Source organism: Brachybacterium phenoliresistens, assembly GCF_039530785.1.
Taxonomy (GTDB): domain Bacteria; phylum Actinomycetota; class Actinomycetes; order Actinomycetales; family Dermabacteraceae; genus Brachybacterium; species Brachybacterium phenoliresistens.
The window spans coordinates 647,114-671,511 of the sequence record NZ_BAAAOW010000002.1; the positions used below are offsets into that span (position 1 = coordinate 647,114).

General features: G+C 72.7%; 20 protein-coding genes and 1 tRNA gene. 16 read left to right on the top strand and 5 right to left on the bottom strand.

Annotation, left to right across the window (positions count from 1 at the left end):
* Nucleotides 1-87: 87 nt before the first annotated feature.
* A complete protein-coding gene (locus tag ABD234_RS07395; protein WP_051486929.1) occupies nt 88-2,466 on the top strand; it encodes a glycoside hydrolase in 2,379 nt (792 codons plus the stop codon).
* A gap of 138 nt (nt 2,467-2,604) precedes the next feature.
* Nucleotides 2,605-3,570, top strand: coding sequence for an aldo/keto reductase (locus ABD234_RS07400; protein ID WP_038373169.1), 966 nt, complete (start codon nt 2,605-2,607; stop codon nt 3,568-3,570).
* 93 nt (nt 3,571-3,663) lie between these two features.
* Here ABD234_RS07400 and ABD234_RS07405 read toward each other — a convergent pair whose 3' ends face one another.
* A complete protein-coding gene (locus tag ABD234_RS07405) occupies nt 3,664-4,212 on the bottom strand; it encodes an AMIN-like domain-containing (lipo)protein (RefSeq protein ID WP_344354805.1) in 549 nt (182 codons plus the stop codon).
* Nucleotides 4,213-4,361: 149 nt separating this feature from the next.
* The gene (locus tag ABD234_RS07410; protein WP_038373167.1) at nt 4,362-5,669 is read right to left on the bottom strand and encodes a sulfatase-like hydrolase/transferase; all 1,308 of its coding nucleotides are present in this window, start codon (nt 5,667-5,669) and stop codon (nt 4,362-4,364) included.
* Nucleotides 5,670-5,954: 285 nt separating this feature from the next.
* On the opposite strand from ABD234_RS07410, the gene ABD234_RS07415 reads away from it, so the two are divergent.
* From ABD234_RS07415 to ABD234_RS07425, 3 genes are all read left to right on the top strand, one after another.
* Nucleotides 5,955-7,295: an MFS transporter gene (locus ABD234_RS07415; RefSeq protein WP_051486928.1), complete on the top strand. Its 1,341-nt coding sequence runs from the start codon at nt 5,955-5,957 to the stop codon at nt 7,293-7,295.
* 87 nt (nt 7,296-7,382) lie between these two features.
* Nucleotides 7,383-8,051, top strand: coding sequence for a TetR/AcrR family transcriptional regulator (locus ABD234_RS07420; protein WP_038373166.1), 669 nt, complete (start codon nt 7,383-7,385; stop codon nt 8,049-8,051).
* A gap of 68 nt (nt 8,052-8,119) precedes the next feature.
* Nucleotides 8,120-8,557: a glutaredoxin domain-containing protein gene (locus ABD234_RS07425; RefSeq protein WP_232226405.1), complete on the top strand. Its 438-nt coding sequence runs from the start codon at nt 8,120-8,122 to the stop codon at nt 8,555-8,557.
* A 13-nt stretch (nt 8,558-8,570) separates the two neighbouring features.
* On the opposite strand, the gene ABD234_RS07430 is transcribed toward ABD234_RS07425, so the two are convergent.
* The 3 genes from ABD234_RS07430 to ABD234_RS07440 all read right to left on the bottom strand — a co-directional run bounded on the left by ABD234_RS07430 (nt 8,571) and on the right by ABD234_RS07440 (nt 11,699).
* A complete protein-coding gene (locus ABD234_RS07430; RefSeq protein WP_038373164.1) occupies nt 8,571-10,406 on the bottom strand; it encodes an ABC-F family ATP-binding cassette domain-containing protein in 1,836 nt (611 codons plus the stop codon).
* A 94-nt stretch (nt 10,407-10,500) separates the two neighbouring features.
* Nucleotides 10,501-11,010, bottom strand: a complete 510-nt coding sequence (locus ABD234_RS07435; RefSeq protein WP_038373163.1) for a MarR family winged helix-turn-helix transcriptional regulator — start codon at nt 11,008-11,010, stop codon at nt 10,501-10,503.
* Between the two features lie 50 nt (nt 11,011-11,060).
* Entirely contained in the window at nt 11,061-11,699 is a 639-nt protein-coding gene (locus ABD234_RS07440; protein ID WP_038373162.1) for a TetR/AcrR family transcriptional regulator, read from the bottom strand.
* Nucleotides 11,700-11,834: 135 nt separating this feature from the next.
* Between ABD234_RS07440 and ABD234_RS07445 the strand changes: the two genes are divergently transcribed.
* The 11 genes from ABD234_RS07445 (at nt 11,835) to ABD234_RS07495 (ending at nt 24,372) form a co-directional block, all read left to right on the top strand.
* Nucleotides 11,835-11,906 (top strand) — tRNA-Gln (locus ABD234_RS07445).
* 39 nt (nt 11,907-11,945) lie between these two features.
* On the top strand, nt 11,946-13,430 hold the full coding sequence (glmU, locus tag ABD234_RS07450; RefSeq protein WP_038373160.1) for a bifunctional UDP-N-acetylglucosamine diphosphorylase/glucosamine-1-phosphate N-acetyltransferase GlmU: 1,485 nt from the start codon (nt 11,946-11,948) through the stop codon (nt 13,428-13,430).
* The gene (locus ABD234_RS07455; protein ID WP_038373159.1) at nt 13,430-14,410 is read left to right on the top strand and encodes a ribose-phosphate diphosphokinase; all 981 of its coding nucleotides are present in this window, start codon (nt 13,430-13,432) and stop codon (nt 14,408-14,410) included. The genes glmU and ABD234_RS07455 overlap by 1 nt, the downstream gene beginning before the upstream one ends.
* A gap of 317 nt (nt 14,411-14,727) precedes the next feature.
* Entirely contained in the window at nt 14,728-15,321 is a 594-nt protein-coding gene (locus tag ABD234_RS07460) for a 50S ribosomal protein L25/general stress protein Ctc (protein ID WP_038373158.1), read from the top strand.
* A 291-nt stretch (nt 15,322-15,612) separates the two neighbouring features.
* The gene (gene pth, locus ABD234_RS07465; RefSeq protein WP_344354812.1) at nt 15,613-16,209 is read left to right on the top strand and encodes an aminoacyl-tRNA hydrolase; all 597 of its coding nucleotides are present in this window, start codon (nt 15,613-15,615) and stop codon (nt 16,207-16,209) included.
* Nucleotides 16,206-19,811: a transcription-repair coupling factor gene (gene mfd / locus ABD234_RS07470; RefSeq protein ID WP_344354814.1), complete on the top strand. Its 3,606-nt coding sequence runs from the start codon at nt 16,206-16,208 to the stop codon at nt 19,809-19,811. The genes pth and mfd overlap by 4 nt, the downstream gene beginning before the upstream one ends.
* Complete coding sequence (locus tag ABD234_RS07475) at nt 19,808-20,644, top strand: MazG nucleotide pyrophosphohydrolase domain-containing protein (RefSeq protein ID WP_344354815.1); 837 nt, start codon at nt 19,808-19,810, stop codon at nt 20,642-20,644. The genes mfd and ABD234_RS07475 overlap by 4 nt, the downstream gene beginning before the upstream one ends.
* A 76-nt stretch (nt 20,645-20,720) precedes the next feature.
* Nucleotides 20,721-22,004, top strand: a complete 1,284-nt coding sequence (gene eno, locus ABD234_RS07480; protein WP_038373153.1) for a phosphopyruvate hydratase — start codon at nt 20,721-20,723, stop codon at nt 22,002-22,004.
* Between the two features lie 237 nt (nt 22,005-22,241).
* Nucleotides 22,242-22,880 (top strand): FtsB family cell division protein, encoded by a 639-nt coding sequence (locus tag ABD234_RS07485; protein ID WP_232226401.1) that lies wholly within the window; start codon nt 22,242-22,244, stop codon nt 22,878-22,880.
* Complete coding sequence (locus ABD234_RS07490; RefSeq protein ID WP_038373151.1) at nt 22,877-23,419, top strand: DUF501 domain-containing protein; 543 nt, start codon at nt 22,877-22,879, stop codon at nt 23,417-23,419. The genes ABD234_RS07485 and ABD234_RS07490 overlap by 4 nt, the downstream gene beginning before the upstream one ends.
* The gene (locus ABD234_RS07495; RefSeq protein WP_038373150.1) at nt 23,416-24,372 is read left to right on the top strand and encodes a Ppx/GppA phosphatase family protein; all 957 of its coding nucleotides are present in this window, start codon (nt 23,416-23,418) and stop codon (nt 24,370-24,372) included. The genes ABD234_RS07490 and ABD234_RS07495 overlap by 4 nt, the downstream gene beginning before the upstream one ends.
* Nucleotides 24,373-24,398 lie beyond the last annotated feature (26 nt).

Below are 24,398 nucleotides of genomic sequence, written 5' to 3' on the forward strand. Positions count from 1 at the left end.
CTCTGGACACCCTCGATGTCCGCCCTTACGCTAAGGGTCATCAAAAGCCGTGTCATCGACGACCCGGCACCGGAGAAGAGGTCGAAGATGCCCGCACATCCCCTGGATCGCCCCACGGACCCGCGCCCCGCCGCCTCGCCCGCCGCAGCCGAGGGCGGAGCCTTCTCGCCCGCGCTGGCGCACCCCGCCCGCGCCCTCAGCCGCCGGATGCTCATCGCCGCGAGCGCCGCCGCCGGGCTCGCGACCGGGGCCGTCGCGACGGGCGCCTCGGCGGCCTCCGCCGGGGTCCGGGCCGCAGGGCCGCGCCCGATCGACGCCGCAGGGGCGGCCGATGCCGAGCCCGCCTACCGGCTGCGCCTGGATCCCGCCGAGCGGCACCAGCGGATCGAGGGGTTCGGCGCCTCCGGGGCCTGGTGGGCCCAGAATCTGGGCACCTGGTCCTCGCCCTCGCGCAACCGCGTCGCACGGCTGCTGTTCTCGCGCAGCCAGGGCATCGGGCTGTCGCAGTACCGGTACAACATCGGCGGCGGGATCGACGAGACCATCGGCGACCCGTGGCGCACGGCGGAGACCTTCGAGACCGGTCCGGGAGAGTACGACTGGGACCGCGACGCGGCCGCCCGCTGGTTCCTGCAGGCCGCGAAGGAGCACGGCGTCGAGGACTTCGTCGCCTTCGTCAACAGCCCGCCGCGGCGCCTGACCGCGAACGGCCACACCTACGGCGACCCGGGCACCTCGAACCTGCCCGCGGAGAACTACGCGGAGTTCACGCAGTACCTGCTGGACGTGGTGCGCCGCTTCCGCGACGAGGAGGGCATCGACTTCCGGTTCGTGAGCCCGATCAACGAGCCCCAGTGGGGCTGGGACGCGCCCGGCCAGGAGGGCTGCCACTACGAGCCCGAGGAGGTCCGCGAGCTCCTGCGCGTCGTCCTGGACGGCTTCGGCTCGAGCGACCTGGACACGCTCGTCTCGGCGCCCGAATCGGGGGAGTACAAGGCCCTCTACTCCGATCAGGACTATGCCGCCGTGCTGCTGGGGGACGAGGAGATCGCTGCGGGCCTCGGGGAGTTCGCCACCCATTCCTACTGGTCCACCGACGAGCAGCGGGCCCAGGCCGCCGAGAGGATGCGCCAGCATCCCGACCACCACCTCACCATGACCGAATGGTGCGAGATGGTCGGCGGGCGCGATGCCGGCATGGACTCGGCGCTGGTCCTCGCCCGCACCATCCATTCCGACCTCACCATCGCCGGGGCCGTGGCCTGGCAGCTCTGGATCGCCGTGAGCCGCTACGACTACCATGACGGGCTGATCTACACCGACTACGTCGAGCCCGGCGACGAGGAATCGATCCTGGAGACCCAGAGGCTCTGGGCGATGGGCAACTACAGCCGCTTCGTGCGCCCGGGCGCCGAGCGCATCACCGCGGAGGTCGAGGCCACGCAGCAGTCCGACGGCGAGATGGCCGCGATCCCGTTCGTCACCCCGCAGATCACCGCGGGCGCCGCGCCGGGACAGCGGATCTTCCGTCTCGAGGACCCGGCGGGGGACGACCACGGCCACGGCGCGGTCACCTATCCGCGCAACGCCGTGTTCACCCCCGGCAGCTTCGACCTGCTCGCCGTCGAGGCGATCGACGCCGGGCAGGACGTGCTGTTCACCCTCGAGCTGGGCGCCGATCTGGTGGATCCGTGGAACGGCTCGCCGGTCGGCTACGACCTGCAGATCTTCGACATCTACGTGGACACCGGCGCCGCGGGCGGCTTCACCGAGCTGCTGCCGGGCCGGCGCGCCCGGGTCGCCGAGGGCTTCGCCTGGGACAGGGCCATCTGGGCCACGGGACGCACGGACGTCGCCCGGCAGAACGTGGCCGAGAAGGTCCCGGCGGCGATGCGCGAGGCCCTGTTCGTCCCCCTCGAGGACGCGCAGAGCGTGGACGGCGCGACCCTCACCCTGCGGGTGCCCAAGGCGTTCCTCGGCGAGATCCAGCCGGACTGGTCCTTCCAGGTGCTCGTGATGGGCTCGGACGGGAACATGGCCGCGGACTCGCTGCGCGTGCGAGAGGTGGTCGCCGAGGCCTCCGACTGGAACTTCGGCGGCGGCAGCGACGGGCACGAGGACCCCAACATCCTCGACCTGCTGGTGCCCGAGGGCATGACGCAGGCCGAGGCCCTCGCCTACACCCCGGCGACGCGCACCGAGGTCTTCGCCTCCGCCTACGTCGACGAGGACGAGGGCACCCTCGTGCTGGTGGTGATCAACGAGTCCGATCAGGTCGCCGCCGCGGAGCTGGCCGTGCCGCACAGGGCGCCGACGCTGAAGCTCACGCCCCACCGCACGGCCGAGGGCGAGGCGCTGGCGCGCGGGGAGTCCGTGCGCCTGGTCCGCGGCGGCGACGGGATCGCCCGCGGCACCGTGCAGCTCGCCCCCCGCTCGGTCACCACGTACACCGCGCCCTGGGGGTGACGACGAAAGCGACCGGGCGGCCGGGCATGCATCGCGATAATGCCTGGCCAAAGCTCCGGTAAGCGCGTACCGTCCGATGTGCGCCGCCGATGGCCCATCGGCGGCCCACATCGGAACCTCGAGAGAAGTGGAACCACCATGGAGTACGCACATCTCGGTCGCAGCGGCGCGACGGTCTCCCGCCTGGTGCTGGGGACCATGAACTTCGGTCCGCACACCGAGGAGAAGGACGCCCACCGGATCATGGACCGCGCCGTCGAGGAGGGCGTGAACTTCTTCGACACCGCCAACGTCTACGGCGGGGAGGGGCGGCGCGGCTGGACCGAGGAGATCATCGGCCGATGGCTCGCCGCCTCCGGCCGCCGCGACGAGGTCGTGCTGGCCACCAAGGTCTACGGCGACATGTCCGAGGGAGCCAGCCCGACCGGCAAGGGCCTGTCCGCCTACAGCATCCGCCGCGCCGTGGACGCCTCGCTGCGGCGCCTGCAGACCGACCACATCGACCTCTACCAGATGCACCACATCGACCGGGACACCCCGTGGGACGAGGTGTGGCAGGCCTTCGACACCCTGGTCGCCCAGGGCAAGGTCACCTACTTCGGCTCCTCGAACTTCGCCGGATGGCACATCGCCCAGGCCTCGGAGACGGCCCGTGCCCGGGGCGGCCTGGGCCTGGTCTCCGAGCAGTCCCTGTACAACCTCGTCACCCGCGACATCGAGCGCGAGGTGACCCCGGCCTCCGAGCACTACGGCCTGGGCGTGATCGCCTGGTCGCCGCTCGCCGGCGGGCGCCTGGCGGGGACCCAGGGCTCCGGCGTGCGCCGCGAGAACTCCCGGCATGCCGCGGATCCGGAGGGGCAGGCGCAGATCCAGCGCTGGCAGGACTTCTGCGACGAGCGGTCGATCGCCCCGGGCGAGGCGGCGCTGGCCTGGCTGCTCCACCGCCCCGGGGTGCTCGGCCCGATCATCGGCCCGCGCACCATGGAGCAGCTGGAGACGGCGATCGCCGCCTTCGACATCTCCTTCACCGAGGACGATCTCGCCGCGATCGACGAGATCTTCCCCTCCGCCGGCGGCACGGCCCCGGAGGCCTACGCCTGGTGAGCCTGCGCATCGGCCGCTCCGGTCGATGAGGACGGGGCCGGGGAGCCATCGGCTCCCCGGCCCCGTCGATGCTGTGCGCCTGGGGTGGTCGGCTCACCACTGGTGCGCGACGTCGACGACGATCCGGCTGCCCCCGCCGGGGCCGTCCAGGACGAAGGCCCGCATGGGCAGGCGGGCGCGCACGCCCAGGCCCACGGTGGTCTCGCCCTCGAAGCTCCCGGCCAGGGCGACCTGGCGGAAGGTGCGGTAGCCGTCCACGGAGACCGCCTTCGTGGGGTTCGCCGGGGAGTAGGTGGCCCTCCCGCCGTCGTCGTAGGCGGGAGCATGGACGATGATCTGCAGATCCGCGGCGCCGGCCAGCGGTACGGCCGTGCCGGAGCCGGGAGCATGGACCGCGGTGACGTAGCGGATCGAGTACCCGGTCACGTCCCCGTCGAGGTCGATCACGAGCCGGTCGTAGCAGGTGTGCTGTCCGGCCCGGAGGTTCGTCAGATGGGTGTCATAGGCGAATCCGCTGCGCGTCTTGGCGAGGGATCCCCAGGTGATGCCGCAGTACGGTGCGGCCTGTGCGGCGACCGGGGCGACGAGGCCCAGGGCGCCCAGCAGGAACAGCGAGGCCAGCAGAGAGATGATGCGCTTCATGACGGACTACCCCCTCCATGTCCTGCCGCCATGGCAGGTCATGGGCGCAGTATGAGCGTTTTCCGGGCGCTCGTCCAGAGTTCTTGTCGCGGCGGAATCGGGAGGGGTGCGCCGGTAGGCGACGCCCTGATGGGGCCTCGGGGCGGGGCTCAGGCGGGAGCGGCGTGCCGCTCCCGCAGCGCGGCGAGCTCGTGCTCGAGCGCATCCGAGATCCCGGGGAGGTCGCCGAGGTCGTGGGACTCCGCGGGATCCGCCGCGAGGTCGAACAGGGCCCGCGGCGTCGTCGCGGGCGGGTCCATGCCCTCGCGGGCGTCGACCACCAGCTTGTGGCGCCCGCGCCGCAGCGCCCACTGGCCCTCATAGGTCCAGTGCAACGTGCGCTCCGGCCGGGGTGCGGTCGGATCTCTGAGCGCGGCGAGCACCGAGACGCCGTCCACGTCGGGCAGGTCCGGCGCGCAGCCGTCGCTCGCGTGCAGCAGGGTGGGCAGCAGGTCCATCATCATGCCGGGATCGGTGAGCTCGGCGCCCGCGGGGAGGCGTGCGGGCCAGGTGATGATGCCCGGGACGCGGATGCCGCCCTCGAACACCGATCCCTTCGCGCCCCGCAGGCCGCCGGAGGAGCCGCCGTGGTACGAGATCTCCTCGCCGCCCAGCCAGTTGCGGCTCTCCCGGGAGGGGCCGTTGTCGGAGGAGAAGACGACGATCGTGTCCTGGTCCGCCCCGGCCTCCTCGAGCGCGCGGAGGATCTCGCCGATCGCATCGTCCAGGGCGGCGATCATCGCGGCCGTCTCGCGGCGCCCCGGCGGGAGGTGGGCCACCCGGGCCATGTGCTCGGCCGGCGCATGCATCGGGTAGTGCGGCGCGTTGAAGGGCACGTAGCAGAAGAAGGGGGCGGCGCCCTCCGCGCGCGGCGCGGCGCTGCGGGTGATGAAGTCCGCGGCGCGCCGTCCGATCACCGTGGTGAGGTACTCGCCGTTCAGCCACACCTCGTCCTCGCCGTCCCAGAGATCATGGATCGGCGCGCGGCTGCCCCAGTAGAAGATGTGCGAGTAGTAGTCCACGCATCCGGCGCGGAAGCCGAAGACCTCGTCGAACCCGTACCGGCCCGGGGCGAAGGCGGGATCGGCCCCCAGGTGCCACTTGCCGAAGATGCCGGTGCGATACCCGCGGTCCCGCAGCCGGGAGGCGAGGGTCGGCTGCGGCGGCAGGCCGGGGGTGGTGCGGCTGCCGCCCAGGATCGCCTCGACCCCGGCGTGCTCGGGGTAGCGGCCGGTCAGGAGGGAGGCGCGCGAGGGGGAGCAGACCGGCGAGTTCGCGTACCACTGCGTCAGCTTCACGCCGCGCCGGCAGAGGGCGTCGAGGTGCGGGGTGGGGACGTCCTCCGCCCCGAAGCATCCCAGATCGCCCCAGCCCAGGTCGTCGGCGTAGATCAGGACGATGTTCGGTCGCGGGGTCATGCGGGGTCTCCTCCGGCCGGAGCGCGGCGGGGTCTCGCTCCCGTCGACGGCGCGCATCCGTGCGTGGTCTCCCCCCACGCTATCCGCCGGCACCGGCGCTGCGGTGATGCTCCTCACGTGTCGCGCGCAGGGGCGCAGGTCAAACCGACCATCGGTCGGTATCTGTCGCGGTCGGGGTTCGAGGGCGCTGGACGTATTAGTTGTTGTCCACTAATAATCGTCCCAGTCCGCCTCGGCGGTTCCCGCAGCGCCGCGGATGCGGCATACGACGAAGGAGTCCACCCCGTGACGTCCACCAGGCCCGAGACCGGCTTCCCGCCGGATCCGACGATCGACCTCCAGGGCAGCCCGAACCTCATCGGGCCCAGGCTGCCGATCCCGCATCTGGGCATCACGCCCGATGCCAAGCGCCCCGCCTGGTTCATCGGCGGCGTCTTCCTGGCCCAGTTCGGCCTGTTCGTCGCCCTGCTCGGGCCGGCCACGGTCTCGATCGCGCTCAAGGCGCAGACCCTGGCGTCGAGCCCGGCGGAGCAGGCGGCGATCACCGCGCTCGCGCTGTCGCCCGGCGCCATCGCCGCGGTGATCTTCAACGCGCTGGGCGGGCGCATCTCGGACCGCACCACCTCGCGGTTCGGGCGCCGCCGTCCGTGGATCATCGGCGGCATCGTCGCCATGTCCCTGGCGCTCCTGCTCATCGCCACCGCCACCGGTCCGCTCACGATGGGCATCGGCTGGTTCCTCGCGCAGGCCTGCGCGAACATGGCGTTCGCCGCCTTCCTCGCCTCGGTCTCCGACCAGCTCCCCTCCGAGCAGTACGGCAAGACCTCGGGGATCATCGGCATCGCGCAGAACGTCGGCATCATGGTGGCGACCTGGCTCGCGGCCTTCCTCGAGAGCAACATGCTCCTGCTGTTCATGGTCCCCGCGGTGCTCGGCGCGGTCCTCATGGCGGTCTACGCCCTGATGCTCCCCGAGCCCGTCCTCAAGGAGAACAGGCACCCGTTCAACCTGCGCGAGCTCATCTCGACCTTCTGGACGAACCCGATCCGCTTCCCGGACTTCGGCCTCGCCTGGTGGGGACGGTTCCTCATCATCCTGGCCTCGTACCTGTTCGTCGTGTTCCGCGTGCAGTACATGACCGACCATCTCGGACTGCCCACCGCCGAGGCGACCAAGGCCGTGGCCACCGGCGTCACGATCTACACGATCGTCTCCATGTTTGCGAGCTTCTTCGCGGGCTGGCTCTCCGACAGGATCGGCAAGCGCAAGGTGATCGTCGCCGGCGCCATCCTGGTCTTCGGCATCGGCACCTACATGCTCCTGCACGCCGACACCGTCACCGCCTTCTACCTCTGCGAGGCGGTCATGGGCCTGGCCTACGGCGCGTACGTCGCGGTCGACCTGGCGCTGGTGCTGGACGTGCTTCCGGACCGCGAGAACGCGGGCAAGGACCTGGGCGTGTTCAACATGGCCAACGCCCTGCCGCAGTCGCTGGCCGGCGGCCTCGGCGGATTCCTCCTCGCCAGGATCGGCGGAGGCACCGACTTCACGGCGCTCCTGGTGGCGGCCCTCGTCTCCGCCGTCATCGGCGCCGTGATCACCATGCTCATCCGCGGCGTGAAGTAACCTCGCTCCCACACCGGGGCCGGGGCGCGCAGGTGCGCCCCGGCCCCGTCCTCGTCCCGACCGACGTCGCCGAAGGAGCCCGGACCCATGAGCACCGCCACGACGCCCCCAGAGGCCGGGACCGCCCCAGGCGGCCCGGATACGCGGCCGCGGCGCCGCCGCGGTCGCCCGCGCGGCCAGGACTCCGCCGTCGTGCGGGAGGCGGCGCTGCGCGCGGCGATCGAGCTGATCGCCCAGCAGGGCTACGCCGCGACCTCCATGGCCCAGGTCGCCGCCGCCGCAGGCATCTCGCCCTCCGGCCTCGCCCACCACTTCCCCTCGAAGAACGCGCTGCTGGGTGCGGTCCTCGATCATCGCGACGCGGAGGACACCTTCGTGCGCGAACGATCCCACGAGCCCTGGTCCGCCTTCGACCACATGGTGCACGTGGCGCGGCGGAACATGGGCCGCCGCCGGCTCGTGGCCCTGTACATGACGATGATCGGGGAGGCCGTCGCGCCGGAGCATCCCGCGCACGCCTGGATGGTGCGCCACTACGCCGACGTGCTGGACACCCTCCGGGACCAGCTGCGCGCCGACCAGCAGCGGGGGACGGTCCGCGAGGACGCGCCGGTCGAGGCGATCGCCCGCTCGATGGTCTCGCTGATGGACGGCCTGCAGGTCCAGTGGCTGCTGGACGAATCCGTGGACATGGCGGCGGTGCTGGCCGAGAGCGTCGCGGCGATGAAGCGGACCTGGGGGACCGAGCTCGTCTGACAGGACCGACCCTGCCGCGCGGCGCGGTTCCCGACCGGGGCAGGGCATCATCGACACGGAGGTCGCACATGGCCCGGATCAGCTTCGAACGCAGCGGATGGATCGGCTTCGCCGTCCTGGGCCTGGTGATGGGCGGCCTCTTCGCGGCCGAGGGTCGGTTCGTCGCCGCCGTCCTCGCCGCGGGGGCGCTGCTGGGCCTGGCCTGGTGGATGGCGCCCTGGCGCGGGGGCCGCAGCCCGCGTCACGCCGCCCTGGCGGAGCTTCCCGCGCAGGACAGGCGCGTGGTGATCTACTGGCGCCCCGGATGCGCGTTCTGCTCGCGCCTGCGCGCCGCCCTCGGGGACGCGGGGAAGCAGGCCACCTGGGTGAACATCTGGCAGGACGAGGAGGCCGCCGAGTACGTGCGCAGCGTCAACGGCGGCGACGAGACCGTGCCGACGGTCGTCCTGGACGGGCAGCCCGTCACCAACCCCGACCCGCGCCGGGTCCGCGAGCACCTGCGCTGAGACGGCCCCGGGATCAGCCGACCTGCTCGGACAGCTCCAGCCACCGCTCCTCGGCCTGATCGATCTCGTCCTGCACCGCCGAGAGCTGCTCGCTCAGGGCCTGCAGGCCCGCATAGTCGCCCGGGTCGTGCTCCGCCATCGTCGCGTGGAGCGCGTCGGTCTGCTTCCCGAGCTTCTCGATACGCCGTTCGAGGGCGGAGATCTCCTTCTGCGCCTCGCGCAGGTCCCGTCCGGCGAGCCCTGCGCCTGCGGAATCGGCCGTCCCCGCCGGGGCCGCGGACCCGGCGCCGGCCGACGTCCCCGGGGACGATCCGCGGGAGGCGCCTGCGGCCTGGCCCTCTGCGCGCAGGGCGAGGTACTGGTCCACCCCGCCGGGCACATGGCGCACCCGGCCGTCGAGCACCGCGTACTGCATCTCGGTGACGCGCTCGAGCAGGTAGCGGTCGTGGGAGACGACCACCAGCGGGCCGGGCCAGGTGTCCAGCAGGTCCTCCATGGCCGCGAGCATGTCCGTGTCCATGTCGTTGGTCGGCTCGTCCAGCACCAGCACGTTGGGCTCGTCCAGCAGCGTCAGCAGCAGGTCCAGGCGCCGCTTCTGCCCGCCGGAGAGCTCCTTGATCGCGACCTTCTGGTGCGCGGCGGTGAAGCCGAGGCGCTCCAGCAGCTGGCCGGGGGAGACCTCGTCCTTCCCGGCCTGGAAGGTGGTGCGGTACCGGCCCACCACGTCCGAGACCCGCTCCTCGAGATGCTCGGCGAGCCCCTCCAGGCGCTGGGAGACCTGCTGGACCGTGACCGTCTTCCCGCGGCGCACCCGCCCGGACAGCGGGGCGAGGTCGCCGGTGACCAGCGCCAGCAGCGTGGACTTCCCGGCGCCGTTGGGGCCGAGCACGCCGATGCGGTCCGCCGGGCCGATGTGCAGGGTGACGTCCTCCAGCACCACCGTCGCCGAAGGGCCCGCGCCGTAGCCGGCGGTGACGTCCTCGATGTCGATCACGTCCCGGCCCAGCCGCGAGGTCGCCAGCTGGGTGAGCGAGACGGTGTCGCGCACCGGCGGCTCCCCGGCGATGAGCTCGTTCGCGGCGTCGATGCGGAACTTGGGCTTGGAGGTGCGGGCCGGGGCGCCGCGGCGCAGCCACGCGAGCTCCTTGCGCATGAGGTTCTGGCGCTTGGACTCGATCGCGGCCGCCTGGCGGTCCCGCTCCACGCGCTGCAGCACGTACGCGGCGTACCCGCCCTCGAAGGGGTCGACCACGGCGTCGTGGACCTCCCACATGCGGGTGCAGACCTCGTCCAGGAACCAGCGGTCGTGCGTGATGACCACGAGGCCGCCCGCGCGCGCGGACCAGCGGCGCTTGAGATGCTCGGCGAGCCAGGCGATGCCCTCGACGTCGAGGTGGTTGGTGGGCTCGTCCAGCAGGAGGACGTCGTCATCGCCCACCAGCAGCTCGGCCAGGTGCACGCGCCGGACCTGCCCGCCGGAGAGGTCGGCGAGATCGGACTCGAGATCGATGTCCCCCAGCAGACCGGACATGACGTCGCGGATCCGAGGGTCCGAGGCCCACTCGTGCTCCGCGGCGTCGCCGAGCACGCGCGTGCGCACCGTGACGCCGGCGGTGGCGTCGTCCTGCTGGTCCAGCACGCCCACGCGGACGCCGCCGCGCACGGTCACGCGCCCGCCGTCGGCCTCCTGCTGGCGGGCGAGCAGCCGCAGCAGGGTGGACTTGCCGTCGCCGTTGCGGCCCACCACGCCGATCCGATCGCCCTCCTCGATGCCGAGGGTGACGGCATCCAGCAGCACGCGGTCGGGGAGGGCGACATGGAGGTTCTCGGCGCCGAGCAGATGGGCCATGGTGGGGTGGGACTCCTGGTCGTGAGGGGACGGGGCGGAAGATCGGGACGGGCGGCGAGGGGCTGCGTCCGGTGCGGCGTGACCGCGTCGCGGCTCAGCCGGCGGACGGCTCGAAGGGCAGGAGCAGGTCGCGCAGACGCATCGCGAGGTCGGTGCGGTCCGCCGCGGGGAGGGAGGACAGGAGCGTGCGCTCGGCGTCCAGCAGGCGCTCCATCGCCGCGTCGACGAGATCGACGCCCGCCGGCTCGAGGGTGATGAGCACGCTGCGACGATCCTGCGGGTCGGGGGAGCGGCGCACCAGGCCCCGGGTGACGAGCTTGTCGATGCGCGTGGTCATGGTGCCGGAGGTGACGAGCGTCTGGTGCATGAGCGCGCTGGGGCTCGCGGACTGCTCGCCGTCGCGGCGGAGGGCGGAGAGCACGTCGAACTCCCAGCCCTCCAGGCCCGATGCCGTGAACGCGGCGCGGCGCGCCGATTCCAGGTGCCGGGCCAGCCGGGAGATCCGCGAGAACACCGCCAGCGGCGCGGTGTCGAGGTCCGGGCGTGCGCGGGCCCACTCGTCGACGATGCGGTCGACCTCGTCGGCCGGGGGGTTCGTGGGCATGGGTCGAGTCTACGGAATCCCCGGTCCCTGCCCAGGCCCGCCCGGTCACCTCACACCCCGCGGATCCCCGGATCCTTCTCCAGCGCCCCCAGGCCGAACCAGGAGAGGTTCACCATGCGCGCGGCGACCTCCTCCTTGGACGGCTTGCGGGTCTCCAGCCACCACTGCCCGGTGTAGGCGACCATGCCCACCAGCATCTGGGCGTACAGCTCGGCGTCGCGCGGCGAGTACTTCCGCAGGCGCAGCTGGGCGGCCAGGATCGACTCGACCTTCGCGGCGACGTCCCCCAGCAGGCTCGAGAAGGTCCCGCCGGACTGGGCCACGGGGGAGTCCCGCACCAGGATGCGGAAGCCGTCCTCCGACTCGTCGATATAGGTGAGGAACGCCAGCGCCGCCCGCTCCATGAGCACGCGGGGGTGGGACCGGCCCTCGTCGAGCGCGGTCTCCAGGGCGCCCAGCAGGGCGCTCGTCTCGCGGTCGACGATCACCGCGTACAGGCCCTCCTTGCCCCCGAAGTGCTCGTAGACGATCGGCTTGGAGACCTTGGCGCGGGCGGCGATCTCCTCCACGCTGGTGGCGTCGAAGCCCTTCTGGGCGAACACGCTCCGGCCGATCTGCACGAGCTGCTCGCGGCGCTCCCGTCCGGTCATGCGGGCGGCGCGGGGGCGCGGGGAGGACGTGGCGGCCATCCTCGAAGTCTCCCACAGGGCGCTCGGGCGTCACGAGTCCTCGCGACCTGGACGTCCGATGCGCCACGCCCGGCCCGGGCGGGCCGGGGCCGCGCCGGAACGGGCGGTACGATTCTTCCGGCCCTGACGGGTCGATCCGCCATGGTGTAATCGGCAACACATCAGATTTTGGTTCTGGTATTTCAGGTTCGAGTCCTGATGGCGGAGCGCGCTCCGCGCCGACCAGGCGACCGCCGACCCCAGGAGATGTGTGTGAACTCCAACGCCCCCGCCGCTGTCATCGTGCTCGCCGCAGGCGCCGGCACCCGGATGAAGTCCAAGCTCCCGAAGGTGCTCCACGAGATCGGCGGGCGCTCCCTGCTGATGCACGCGATCACCGCCGCGCGCGGCACCGCGCCGGCGCAGCTCGTCGCCGTCGTGCGGCACGAGCGCGCACAGGTCATCGGACACCTGTCCGAGCATGCGCCCGAGGTGATCGTGGCCGACCAGGACGAGGTCCCCGGCACCGGGCGCGCCGTGCAGTGCGGCCTCGAGCAGGTCGGGGCCGAGGGCGGCACCGTCCTGGTCACCTACGGCGACGTGCCCCTGCTGGACGCCGGCACCCTGCGCTCCCTCGTGGCCGAGCACGAGTCCTCCGGCAGCGCCGTCACCGTGCTCACCGCACGGCTGGCCGATGCCACGGGATACGGCCGCATCGTCCGCAGCGAGGACGGCAGCGAGGTCCTGGGCATCGTCGAGCACAAGGACGCCACCGAGGAGCAGCGCGCGATCGACGAGGTCAACTCCGGCATCTACGCCTTCGACCTCGCCGTGCTCCGCAGCGCGCTGGGCCGCATCACCACCGACAACGCCCAGGGGGAGATGTACCTGACCGACGTCCTGGCGATCGCCCGCGAGGACGGCGGCGCCGTCCGGGCCGTCGTCACCGACGACGCGATCCTCGTCGAGGGCGCGAACGACCGCGTCCAGCTGGCCCAGCTCGGTGCCGAGATGAACCGCCGCACGCTGGAGCGCCACATGCGCGCGGGCGTGAGCATCGTCGACCCGGCCACCACCTGGATCGACTCCGAGGTCACCATCGGCCAGGACACGACCATCCTCCCGGGCGTGCAGCTGCTGGGCGCCACCGACATCGGCGCGGACGTGCGGATCGGTCCCGACTCGACCCTGCAGCACACCGTCGTGGCCGACGGAGCCGAGGTCACCCGCACCCACGCCCTGCACGCCGAGATCGGGGAGAAGGCGACCGTCGGCCCCTTCACCTACCTGCGCCCGGGCACCGTGCTGGGCCGCAAGGGCAAGATCGGCGGCTTCGTGGAGACGAAGAACGCCCGCATCGGCGAGAGCTCCAAGGTCCCGCACCTGAGCTACGTCGGGGACGCCGAGATCGGCGAGCACACCAACATCGGCGCGGCGACCATCTTCGCCAACTACGACGGGGTGACCAAGCACCGCACCCGGGTGGGCCGCCACGTGCGGGTCGGATCGGACAGCGTGCTGGTCGCCCCCGTCACCATCGGCGACGGTGCGGCCACCGGTGCCGGCGCCGTGATCCGCGAGGACGTCCCGCCGGGTTCCCTGGCCGTCAACGCCGTGGAGCAGCGGAACGTGGAAGGATGGACCGAGCGTCGGCGCGCGGGCACGAAGGCGGCCGCCGCGGCGGCCGAGGCCCAGGCGGCCCTGGCGGCAGGCGAGACCACCTCGCAGGAGTCGAAGGAACGGGAGAACTGATGAGCGGGATCGTCACGACCGGAGAGAAGCGCCTCGTCCTGGCCAGCGGGAGGGCGCACCCCGTCCTCGCCCAGGAGGTCGCTCAGGAGCTCGGCGTCGAGGTGCTCCCGATGGACGCCTGGGACTTCGCCAACGGCGAGATCTACGTGCGCTACGGGGAATCGGTGCGCGGCACCGACGTGTTCGTGCTCCAGTCCCACCCCGCTCCCATCAACACGTGGCTCATGGAGCACCTGATCATGATCGATGCGCTCAAGCGCGCCTCGGCCAAGCGGATCACGGCCATCGCCCCGAGCTTCCCCTACGCCCGCCAGGACAAGAAGCACCGCGGGCGCGAGCCCATCTCGGCGCGACTGGTCGCGGACCTCTACGAGACCGCCGGCATCGACCGGATGATCTCGGTGGACCTCCACGCCCCGCAGGTCCAGGGCTACTTCAAGGCGCCGGTCGACCACCTGATGGCGCTGCCCCTGCTGGCGGACTACGTGTCCACGAAGTACGGCGACGAGGACCTCACCGTCGTCTCGCCCGATGCCGGCCGCATCCGGGTCGCCGAGCAGTGGGCCAAGCGCCTGGGCGGCGTGGGCCTGGCCTTCGTGCACAAGTCCCGCGACCCCAAGAAGCCGAACCAGGCCGTGGCCAAGCGCGTGATCGGCGAGGTCGCGGGGAAGACCTGCGTCCTGGTCGACGACATGATCGACACCGCCGGCACCATCGTCCAGGCGATCGAGGCGCTGCACGCCAACGGGGCGGCGTCCGTCGTGGTCGCGACCACCCATCCGATCCTCTCCGACCCGGCGGCGGAGCGCCTGCGCACCAGCCGGGTCCGCGAGGTCGTCTGCACCAACACGCTCCCGGTGCCGGAGGACAAGCAGTTCGAGCAGCTCACCCAGCTCTCCATCGCCCCGCTGATCGGGCGTGCCGTCCGCGCCGTCTTCGACGACGGCTCGGTCACCAGCCTGTTCGACGGCGCCGTCTGACCGCTCCTCCCGACCGCGAGATCGACCAGGGCTCCCCACCGCGGAGGCCCTGGTCGATTGCGTGACGGCCCACCTCATCGGGCCGCATCCGCCGTGACCGCACGGGCGGCCCCGGCGCCCGGCCGCGGCGACCCGCCCGGGGTGAGGGGGCGCACAGCGGCGGCGCGGTGCCCGCGTGGTAATGTGGGCCGGTCACTTCGGCGAGGGAGATCCCGCGCGCCCTGCGCGCGACTCCGTGATCGACGCGGTGCGGGTGGACTCCTGGTCGCCTGCGGCGCATCTCGCCGCCCGGAACCGCGATCACAAGGAGCACCAGCATGGCTGAGAAGCTGAACATCGAACTGCGCGAGGAGTTCGGCAAGGGCGCCGCCCGCCGCATCCGCCGCGAGAAGAAGATCCCCGCCGTCATCTACGGCCACGGCATGGAGCCGGTGCACGTGGTCCTCCCCGGCCACGAGACCGCCCTGGTCGCGCGCAACAGCAACGCCCTGATCGAGCTGGTCCTGCCCGACGGCACCACCCACCTGGGCCTGATCAAGGACATCCAGCGCCACCCGCTGCAGCGCCACCTCACCCACCTCGACCTCATCGCGGTCCGCCGCGGCGAGAAGGTCGACGTGGACATCCCCGTCACCATCGTGGGCGAGCCCGTCTCCCCGTCGATCGCCGTGGTCGACCTCCAGGCCCTGACGCTGTCGGTGGACGCGCTGAACGTCCCCGAGCACGTCGAGATCTCCGTCGAGGGCGCCGAGGAGGGTGTGCAGATCTTCGCCGGTGACGTCACCCTGCCCGAGGGCGCCGAGCTGGTCACCGACGCCGAGCTGATCGTCGTCGCCGTGCAGACCCCGCGCGGCGAGACCGAGTCCGCCGAGGACGCCGAGGCCGAGTCCGAGGACTCCTCCGAGGAGTGATCCTCCGGGGCCGGCATCGCCGGCCCCACCCCCTGCGCGGGCCTCGGCGAGGCCCCGCGCACCCCAGCCTCCGGGGCGTCGCGCAGCGCGCGGCGCCCCGTCGGCGTCCCTGCCGACAGGCCGGTTCCCGGTGCGGCGCCCCGTCCGGCCGGCGGCCGCGCATCGTCCCGGTGCCCTGCGGGTTGTCCCGGCCACAGCGCGCAGGCACGCGGGGCGGGCGAGCGGTACCGTGTCGGAGGCCGCAGGACCTCGCGCCTGCCGGGCCGACGGCACGCACCAGCAAGGAGAGACATGGACGGCACCCATCTGGTGATCGGGCTCGGCAACCCGGGGCCGAAGTACGCCGGGACCCGCCACAACGTCGGCCAGATGGTCCTGGACCGGATCGCGGCATCCACCGGCGGCTCGTTCCGGACGGCGCGCCGCGCCCAGGCCGTCGTGATCGAGGGGCGCATGGGCGTCCCGGGCCGCGGCGCCCGGACGATCCTGGCGAAGCCGACCACCTACATGAACCTCTCCGGCGGTCCGACCAAGGGCCTGGCCGACTTCTACGGCGTCTCCCCGGAGGACGTGATCGTCGTGCACGACGACGTCGACCTCCCCTTCGACACCGTCCGCCTCAAGCGCGGCGGCGGGGAGGGCGGCCACAACGGCCTGCGCGACATCAGCAAGGCCCTGGGAACCCGGGGCTACCTGCGCGTGCGCGTGGGCGTGGGCCGCCCCGGCGGCCGCCAGGACACCGCCGACCACGTCCTCGCCCCGTTCAGCGCCACCGAGCGCAAGAGCCTCGAGCTGGTCATCGGCGACGCCGAGGACGCGGTGGAGGCGCTCGTCCTCGAGGGGCTCACCGCCGCCCAGCAGCGCTTCCACGCGAAGGAGACCCGATGACCGCCGCGACCGACCAGGCCTCCGCCGGCGCCGCACCCGGTGCCGTGCCCGAGGCGCCGCTGGCCCCGCTCCTGGACGCGCTGGAGGCCTCGCCCGATCTCTTCGCCGTCCGGGAGTTCGCCGAGCAGTCCGCGACCGAGGGCGGGGCGATCATCGCCCCCACCGGGCTGACCCCGTTCGCCGTGGCCGAGCTCGCCCGGACCGCCACGGTCGAGGCGCCGCTGGTCGTGGTGACCCCGACCACCCGCGCCATGGAGGACGTGCGCTCCGCCCTGTCCGCGCTGACGGGCACCGAGCACGTCGCCGAGCTCCCCGCCTGGGAGACGCTCCCGCACGAACGGCTCTCGCCGCGCGCGGACACCGTCGCCCGGCGCCTGGCGACGCTGCGCCGGATCGCCCACCCGGAGTCGGAGCAGGGCGTGCGCGTGCTGCTCGTCCCGGTGCGATCCCTCCTGCAGCCCATCGCCCGCGGCCTCGGGGACCTCGTCCCCGTGCGGGCCCGCGTGGGCGAGGAGATCGGGCTCGAGGAGCTCACCGAGAAGCTGGTGGGCGCGGCCTATGCCCGGGTGGACATGGTCGAGAAGCGCGGCGACTTCGCGGTGCGCGGCGGCATCCTCGACGTCTTCCCGCCCACCGAGCCGCATCCGGTGCGCGTGGACTTCTTCGGCGACGAGATCGACGACGTCCGCTACTTCTCCGTCGCGGACCAGCGCTCCCTGGAACCGGTCCCGCACGGCCTGGACGCGCCCCCGTGCCGCGAGATCCTGCTGACCGAGGACGTGCGCGAGCGCGCCCGCGCCATGGCCGATGAGCTCCCCGGCGCCCGGGACCTGCTGCTGCGGATCGCCGACGGCATCGCCGCGGACGGCATGGAGTCCCTCAGCCCGGTCCTCGTGGGCGCGATGGAGCAGGTCATCGACGTGCTGCCGGCGCGCTCGCGGATCCTCGTGCTGGACCCCGAGCGCACGCGCGGACGCGCCGCCGAGCTCGTGGCCACCACCGACGAGTTCCTCGCCGCGGCCTGGTCCAGCGCGGCCGCCGGCGGCGGCCTGCCCATCGACGTGGGCGCCGCCAGTTTCGTGCCGCTGGAGGACGTGCGCGACCGGGCCCGTGCCACGGGCCGGGCCTGGACGACCATCGCCCCCTTCGGACTGGACGAGGACACCGCGGTCACCGCCGCCTCGGTCACCCACCCCGGCTACTCGGGCAAGATCGCCGATGCCGCCGCCGACATCGCCCGCCGCCGCGCCGACGGCTGGCGGGTGGTGGTGACGATGACGGGCTCCGGCGGCGCCCGGCACGCCGCGGAGGTCCTGCGCGAGCACGAGCTGCCCGCGATCTTCGAGCACCCGCTGCACGAGCGCCTCTCCGAGGACCCGATGGTCACCGTCGGCCCCTTCACCGCGGGCCTGGTCGACGAGGCCGCCAAGATCATGCTGGTCACCGAGCGCGACCTCACCGGCAAGTCCGGGGCGCGCCGCGGCAGCGAGCGGAAGATCCCCTCCCGCCGCCGCAACGTGGTCGACCCGCTGCAGCTGCGCCCGGGCGACCACGTCGTCCACTCCCATCACGGCGTGGGGCGCTTCGTGGAGATGACCAGCCGCACCGTCGGCAGCGGCGCCAAGCGCGCCACCCGCGAGTACCTGGTGATCGAGTACGCGCCCTCGAAGAAGGGCCAGCCGGGGGACCGGCTGTACGTGCCCAGCGACCAGCTCGAGCAGGTCACCAAGTACGTCGGCGGCGAGGACCCGTCGGTCAACCGCATGGGCGGCTCCGACTGGGCCAAGACCAAGTCCCGCGCCCGCAAGGCGATCCGCGAGATCGCCGACGAGCTGGTGCGCCTGTACTCGGCGCGGCAGTCCGCCCCCGGCCACGCCTTCGGCCCGGACACCCCGTGGCAGCGCGAGCTCGAGGACGCCTTCGAGTTCGTCGAGACGCCGGACCAGCTCTCGACCATCGACGACGTCAAGGCCGACATGGAGAAGCCCGTCCCGATGGACCGCCTGATCCTCGGCGATGTCGGTTACGGCAAGACGGAGATCGCCGTGCGCGCCGCCTTCAAGGCGGTCCAGGACGGCAAGCAGGTCGCGGTGCTCGCGCCCACGACGCTCCTGGCCCAGCAGCACCTGGACACCTTCACCGAGCGGTACACCGGGTTCCCGGTGACGGTGCGGGGGCTCTCCCGCTTCCAGTCCGACGCCGACTCGCGCGAGACCATCGACGGACTCGCGAAGGGGGAGGTCGACGTCGTCATCGGCACCCACCGCCTGCTCACCGGGCAGGTCCGCTTCAAGGACCTGGGGCTGCTCATCATCGACGAGGAGCAGCGCTTCGGCGTCGAGCACAAGGAGACCCTCAAGGCGCTGCGCACGAACGTGGACGTGCTCTCGATGTCCGCGACGCCGATCCCGCGCACCCTGGAGATGGCGGTGACCGGGATCCGCGAGATGTCGATGCTCGCCACCCCGCCCGAGGAGCGCCACCCCGTGCTCACCTACGTCGGCCCGGAGGAGGAGAAGCAGCTGGTCGCGGCGATCCGTCGCGAGCTGCTGCGCGACGGGCAGGTGTTCTTCATCCACAACCGCGTCGAGGACATCGACCGCGCGGCCCAGCGCATCCGGGACCTCGTGCCCGATGCGCGGGTGGAGGTCGCCCACGGCAAGATGGGCGAGCACCAGCTGGAGCGGGTGATCGTCGACTTCTGGGAGAAGGAGTTCGACGTGCTGGTCTGCACCACGATCGTGGAGACGGGCCTGGACATCGCCAACGCCAACACGCTGATCGTGGAGAACGCGGACCGCTTCGGCCTGTCCCAGCTGCATCAGCTGCGCGGCCGTGTGGGCCGTTCGAGCGAGCGCGCCTACGCCTACTTCCTCTACGACGGCTCCAAGCCGCTGACGGAGACCGCGCACGACCGCCTGACCACCCTGGCCACCAACACGGACCTCGGGGCCGGGCTGCAGGTCGCGATGAAGGACCTCGAGATCCGCGGGGCCGGCAACCTGCTGGGCGGGGAGCAGTCCGGGCACATCGCCGGCGTGGGCTTCGACCTGTACGTCCGGATGGTCGGCGAGGCCGTGGCCGCCTTCAAGGGGGAGAGCACCGCCCCCGACAAGGAGATCAAGGTCGAGCTGCCGCTGGACGCGCACATCCCGCACGACTACATCGCCTCGGAGCGCCTGCGGCTGGAGGCGTACGCCAAGCTCTCCGGCGCGAAGGACGAGGCGACCATCGACGAGGTCCGCGCCGAGCTCTCGGACCGCTACGGACGCATCCCCGCGCCCGTCGAGGTGCTGCTGGACGTGGCCCGGTTCCGTCTGGAGTGCCGGGCGGCCGGGCTGGACGAGGTGCAGGCCCAGGGCAAGATGATCCGCTTCGCGCACGTGGAGCTGCCGGACTCGGTGTCCCTGCGCATGAAGCGCCTGTACCCCGGCACGATGGAGAAGCCGACGGTCCGCCAGGTGCTCGTGCCCCGGCCCACCACCAGCCGCATCGGCGGCACCGAGCTGCGCGATCACGAGCTGCTCGAGTGGGCGCGGACGGTCCTCGGCGTCCTGCGGCCCGACGCGGCGCCGGCGGTCGCGCGGCCGGCCGGCCGATGAACGACGAGGAGACGGCGGGCGCCGTGCCCGGGCACCGCCTGCTGCGCGCCGTCGCGGTGATGGACGCCCTGCGGCGGCGCGGCGGCGACGCCTGGAGCGCGCAGCAGACCCATCAGTCCCTGGCCCGGTACCTCCTGGAGGAGACCTATGAGGTCCTCGACGTGCTCGAGGATCCGCAGGCCCATGCTCCGGGCGCCGTCGTCGACGAGCTCGGCGACCTGCTCTTCCAGATCCTGTTCCATGCCCGCATCGGCCTCGACGAGGACCCCGCCTGGGGCATCGACGACGTGGCCGACGCCTTTATCGCCAAGATGGAGCGCCGCAACCCCCACGTCTTCGGCCCGGAGGGAGCCCTCGAGCATCCCGAGGACGTCGAGGCCATCATCGCCCAGTGGCACGCGGTCAAGGCCCGGGAGAAGGCCGAGCAGGCGGCGCGCGAGCAGGCCCGGCGCGATGCCCGGCGCGAGGCGGCGGCCCCCGGGAGCAGCCCGTCGGATGCGGACGCGGACCCGGGGCGGGAGCCGGCGCCGGTCGCCGAGCACTTCTCGGCGATCCCCTCGCGCCTGCCCGCGCTGCAGACCGCGGCGAAGGCGGTGCATCGTGCCCGCTCCGCCGGGCACCTCCGGGAGCTCCTGGCCGCGGCCGATGCGGTGGTCGCCGCGGAGGACGCCCCCGAGGGCGCGGACCTCGCGCGGGACATGATCGCGCAGGTCGTGGCGGCCGAGGCGCGGGACGTGGATCCGGAGTCCGCGCTGCGGGCGCTGCTGTCGCGGACCGCCCGCGAGCTCGCGGACCCGACGCGCCCCGGGCATCCGGGCGACGCGCGGGCGTGACCGCCTAGACTGTGCCGGGGCGGTCAGCGCGGACCGGCCATCCGGACCTGAATTCCCCCTACGGAAGGAACAGCTCATGGGAGCCGTCATCGATACCGTCCACGCCCGCGAGATCCTCGACTCGCGCGGAAACCCGACCGTCGAGGTCGAGGTCATCCTGAGCGATGGCACCTTCGCCCGCGCCGAGGTCCCCTCGGGCGCCTCCACCGGGCAGTTCGAGGCCGTCGAGCTGCGGGACGGCGACAAGGGCCGCTACCTCGGCAAGGGCGTCACGCAGGCGGTCAACGCCGTCATCGAGCAGATCGACGAGGCCGTCGCCGGCCTGGACGCGCAGGATCAGCGCCTGATCGACCGCACCATGATCGAGCTGGACGGGACCGACAACAAGGGCGGCCTGGGCGCGAACGCGATCCTCGGCGTCTCCCTGGCCGTGGCCAAGGCCGCCGCCGCCTCCGCGGACCTCGAGCTGTTCCAGTACGTCGGCGGCCCCAACGCCCACGTGCTGCCGGTGCCGATGATGAACATCCTCAACGGCGGCTCCCACGCCGACTCCAACGTCGACATCCAGGAGTTCATGATCGCGCCCATCGGCGCGGAGAGCTTCGTGGAGTCCGTGCGCATCGGCGCCGAGGTGTACCACGCCCTGAAGTCCGTGCTCAAGGAGCGCGGCCTGAACACCGGCCTCGGCGACGAGGGCGGCTTCGCCCCGAACCTCGAGTCCAACCGTGCGGCGCTCGATCTCATCGTCGAGGCGATCGGCAAGGCCGGCTACACCGCGGGCAAGGACGTCGCGCTCGCGCTGGACGTCGCAGCGTCCGAGTTCTTCGAGGACGGCTCCTACCTGTTCGAGGGCGAGAAGCGCTCCGCCGAGCAGATGGTCGCCTACTACGCCGAGCTCGTCGCCGCCTACCCGCTGGTCTCCATCGAGGACCCGCTGGACGAGGAGGACTGGGACGGCTGGAAGGCCATGACCGAGCAGCTCGGCTCGAAGGTCCAGCTCGTCGGCGACGACCTGTTCGTCACCAACCCCGAGCGCCTGGGCCGCGGCATCGCCGAGGGCGCCGCGAACGCGCTGCTGGTGAAGGTCAACCAGATCGGCTCGCTCACGGAGACCCTCGACGCCGTGGGCCTGGCCACCCGCAGCGGCTTCCGCTCGATGATGTCCCACCGCTCCGGCGAGACCGAGGACACCACCATCGCGGACCTCGCCGTGGCCACCAACTGCGGCCAGATCAAGTCCGGCGCCCCCGCCCGCGGCGAGCGCGTGAACAAGTACAACCAGCTCATCCGCATCGAGGAGCAGCTGGGCGAGTCGGCCGTGTTCGCGGGCGCCTCGGCGTTCCCGCGGTTCTCGGCCTGACCCCTGTAATCTGACGGCATGACCACACGACGACCGGGCGCCCCGCGGACGAGGCGCCCGGTCGCCGCGTCCGGGTCCGGGCGCGGCGCATCGACGCCTCGCGGCGCCGGCAGCCGGGGAGGAAAGGGCTCGCGCGGGGCCGCGAGCGCCTCCGGCGGGACCGGATCCTCCAGCACATCGAGCCCGTCCGGCGCGCCGAGCCCGCGCGGCACGTCGAGCCGCGGCGCCCGCTCGCCGGTGCGCCCGGCCTCCCGTGGTCGCAGCGGCTCCGGCGCCTCGCGCAGCACCCGCCCCGGCTCCGCCGCCCGTCCGCGTCGCAGCTCCTCCGCCGATCAGACGGCCGACGCGCCGGTCATCGCCCTGACCCGTCGCACCCTGTTCCTCATCACGGTGCTGGTGATCGCGCTGGCGGTGGTGGTCCCGACCCTGAACACCTACATCTCCCAGCGTCAGCAGCTGATCGCCCTCCAGCAGCAGGTCGCGCAGCAGGAGGCCTCGGTCGAGCAGCTCCAGCAGGACGTCGACCGCTGGGAGGACCCGACCTTCGTCGCCGCCCAGGCCCGCGAGCGGCTGCTGTTCGCGATGCCTGGGGAGACCCAGTACCGCCTGACCGACACCTCCGGGAAGGACGTCCCGCTGACCGAGCAGGAGCAGACCGCCCAGGAGGCGGCCCAGGGCGACTGGTTCAGCATGATGTGGGAGAGCGTGGAGGGCGCCAGCCGCCTCTCCCCGGAGGACATCCCCGACCCGGCTCCGGAGGAGGGAGACGGCGAGGGAGCCTCCGATGCCCCCGCCGATGACCCCGCCGCGGAGCCTTCCGGAGGCGCGTCCAGCGCCCCCGCCGCCGATCCGACCAGCGAGCAGGACACCGAGTGAGCACCCTTCCCCCTCTGCCCTACGAGACCCCCGCGAGCGAGGCCGACCTCGCCGCCATGCGCGAGCAGCTGGGCCGGGAGATGCGGGGGGTGCGATCGATCGCCCGCCGCTGCGCCTGCGGCCTGCCCGCCGTGGTGCGCACCGCGCCCCGGCTCGAGGACGGCACCCCCTTCCCGACCTCGCTCTACCTCACCCTCCCGTCGATGGTCCTGGCCGTCTCCCGGGTCGAGGCGACCGGCGAGATGGCGCGGCTGACCGAGGAGCTCGGGGAGGACCCCCAGCTCGCGCAGCGCTACGCGGCGGCCCACGAGCGCTACCTCGCGCGGCGCGCCGAGCTCGGCAGCGCCGAGGAGGTCGACCACGTCAGCGCCGGCGGCATGCCCACCCGCGTGAAGTGCCTGCACGCCATCGTGGGGCAGTCCCTCGCCGAGGGGGAGGGCATCAACCCCATCGGCGACCGCGTCCTCGAGCAGCTGCGCCCCGTGGCCTCGATCGACGTGTGCCGCTGCGAGGAGACCGCGGCGGAGCAGGACGCATGAGCGCGCCCGCCGCTCCGGTCGCCGCGATCGACTGCGGCACCAACTCGATCCGCCTGCTGATCGCCCGCCGCGACCCGGCCACCGGTGCCCTCGAGGATCTCGAGCGGCACATGGAGATCGTGCGCCTGGGCTACGGCGTGGACCGCACCGGGCGGTTCGATCCGGAGGCCGTCGAGCGCACCCTCGCCGCGACCCGGCGCTATGCGGAGCTCATCGCCCGCCACGGCGTGCAGGACGTGCGCTTCGTGGCGACCTCCGCGACCCGCGACGCGAGCAACCGGGCCGTCTTCCTCGAGGGCGTGCGCGAGATCCTCGGCGTCGACGTCGAGGTCGTCTCGGGGCAGGAGGAGGCCGAGCTGTCCTTCCGCGGCGCCGTCTCCACGCTCCCGGGGATCCCGGCGGGGCCGCGCCTGGTGGTGGACATCGGCGGCGGCTCCACCGAGCTGGTGCTCGGCGAGGGGTCGCCCACCCACCGCATCAGCCTGGACATGGGATCGGTGCGCCTGACCGAGCGGCACCTGCGCAGCGACCCGCCCACCGCGGAGGAGATCGCCGCCGCCCGCGCGGACGTGGACGCCCTGCTGGACGAGGCCGCCTCCGTCCTGCCGCTGGGGACCACCCGTCATCTGGTCGGCGTGGCCGGCACCGTCACCACCCTCACCGGGGTCGCCCTGGGGGCCGAGGAGTACAGCCCCGAGCTCTCCCACGGCGCGCAGCTCCCGACCGCGCGGATGCTCGAGGTCTGCGAGGCGATCCTCGGCATGACCCGCGCCGAGCGCGGCGCCCTTCGGATCATCCACCCGGGGCGCATCGACGTCCTCGGGGCGGGGGCGCTGATCTGGGAGCAGATCATCCGACGAATCGCCGACGTGAGCACCATCACCTGTACGTGGACCAGCGAGCACGACATCCTGGACGGCATCGCGCTGAGCCTGCTGGACCCGCGCGTCTGACGTGCGCGGGGGCGTGCCCGGAGGCC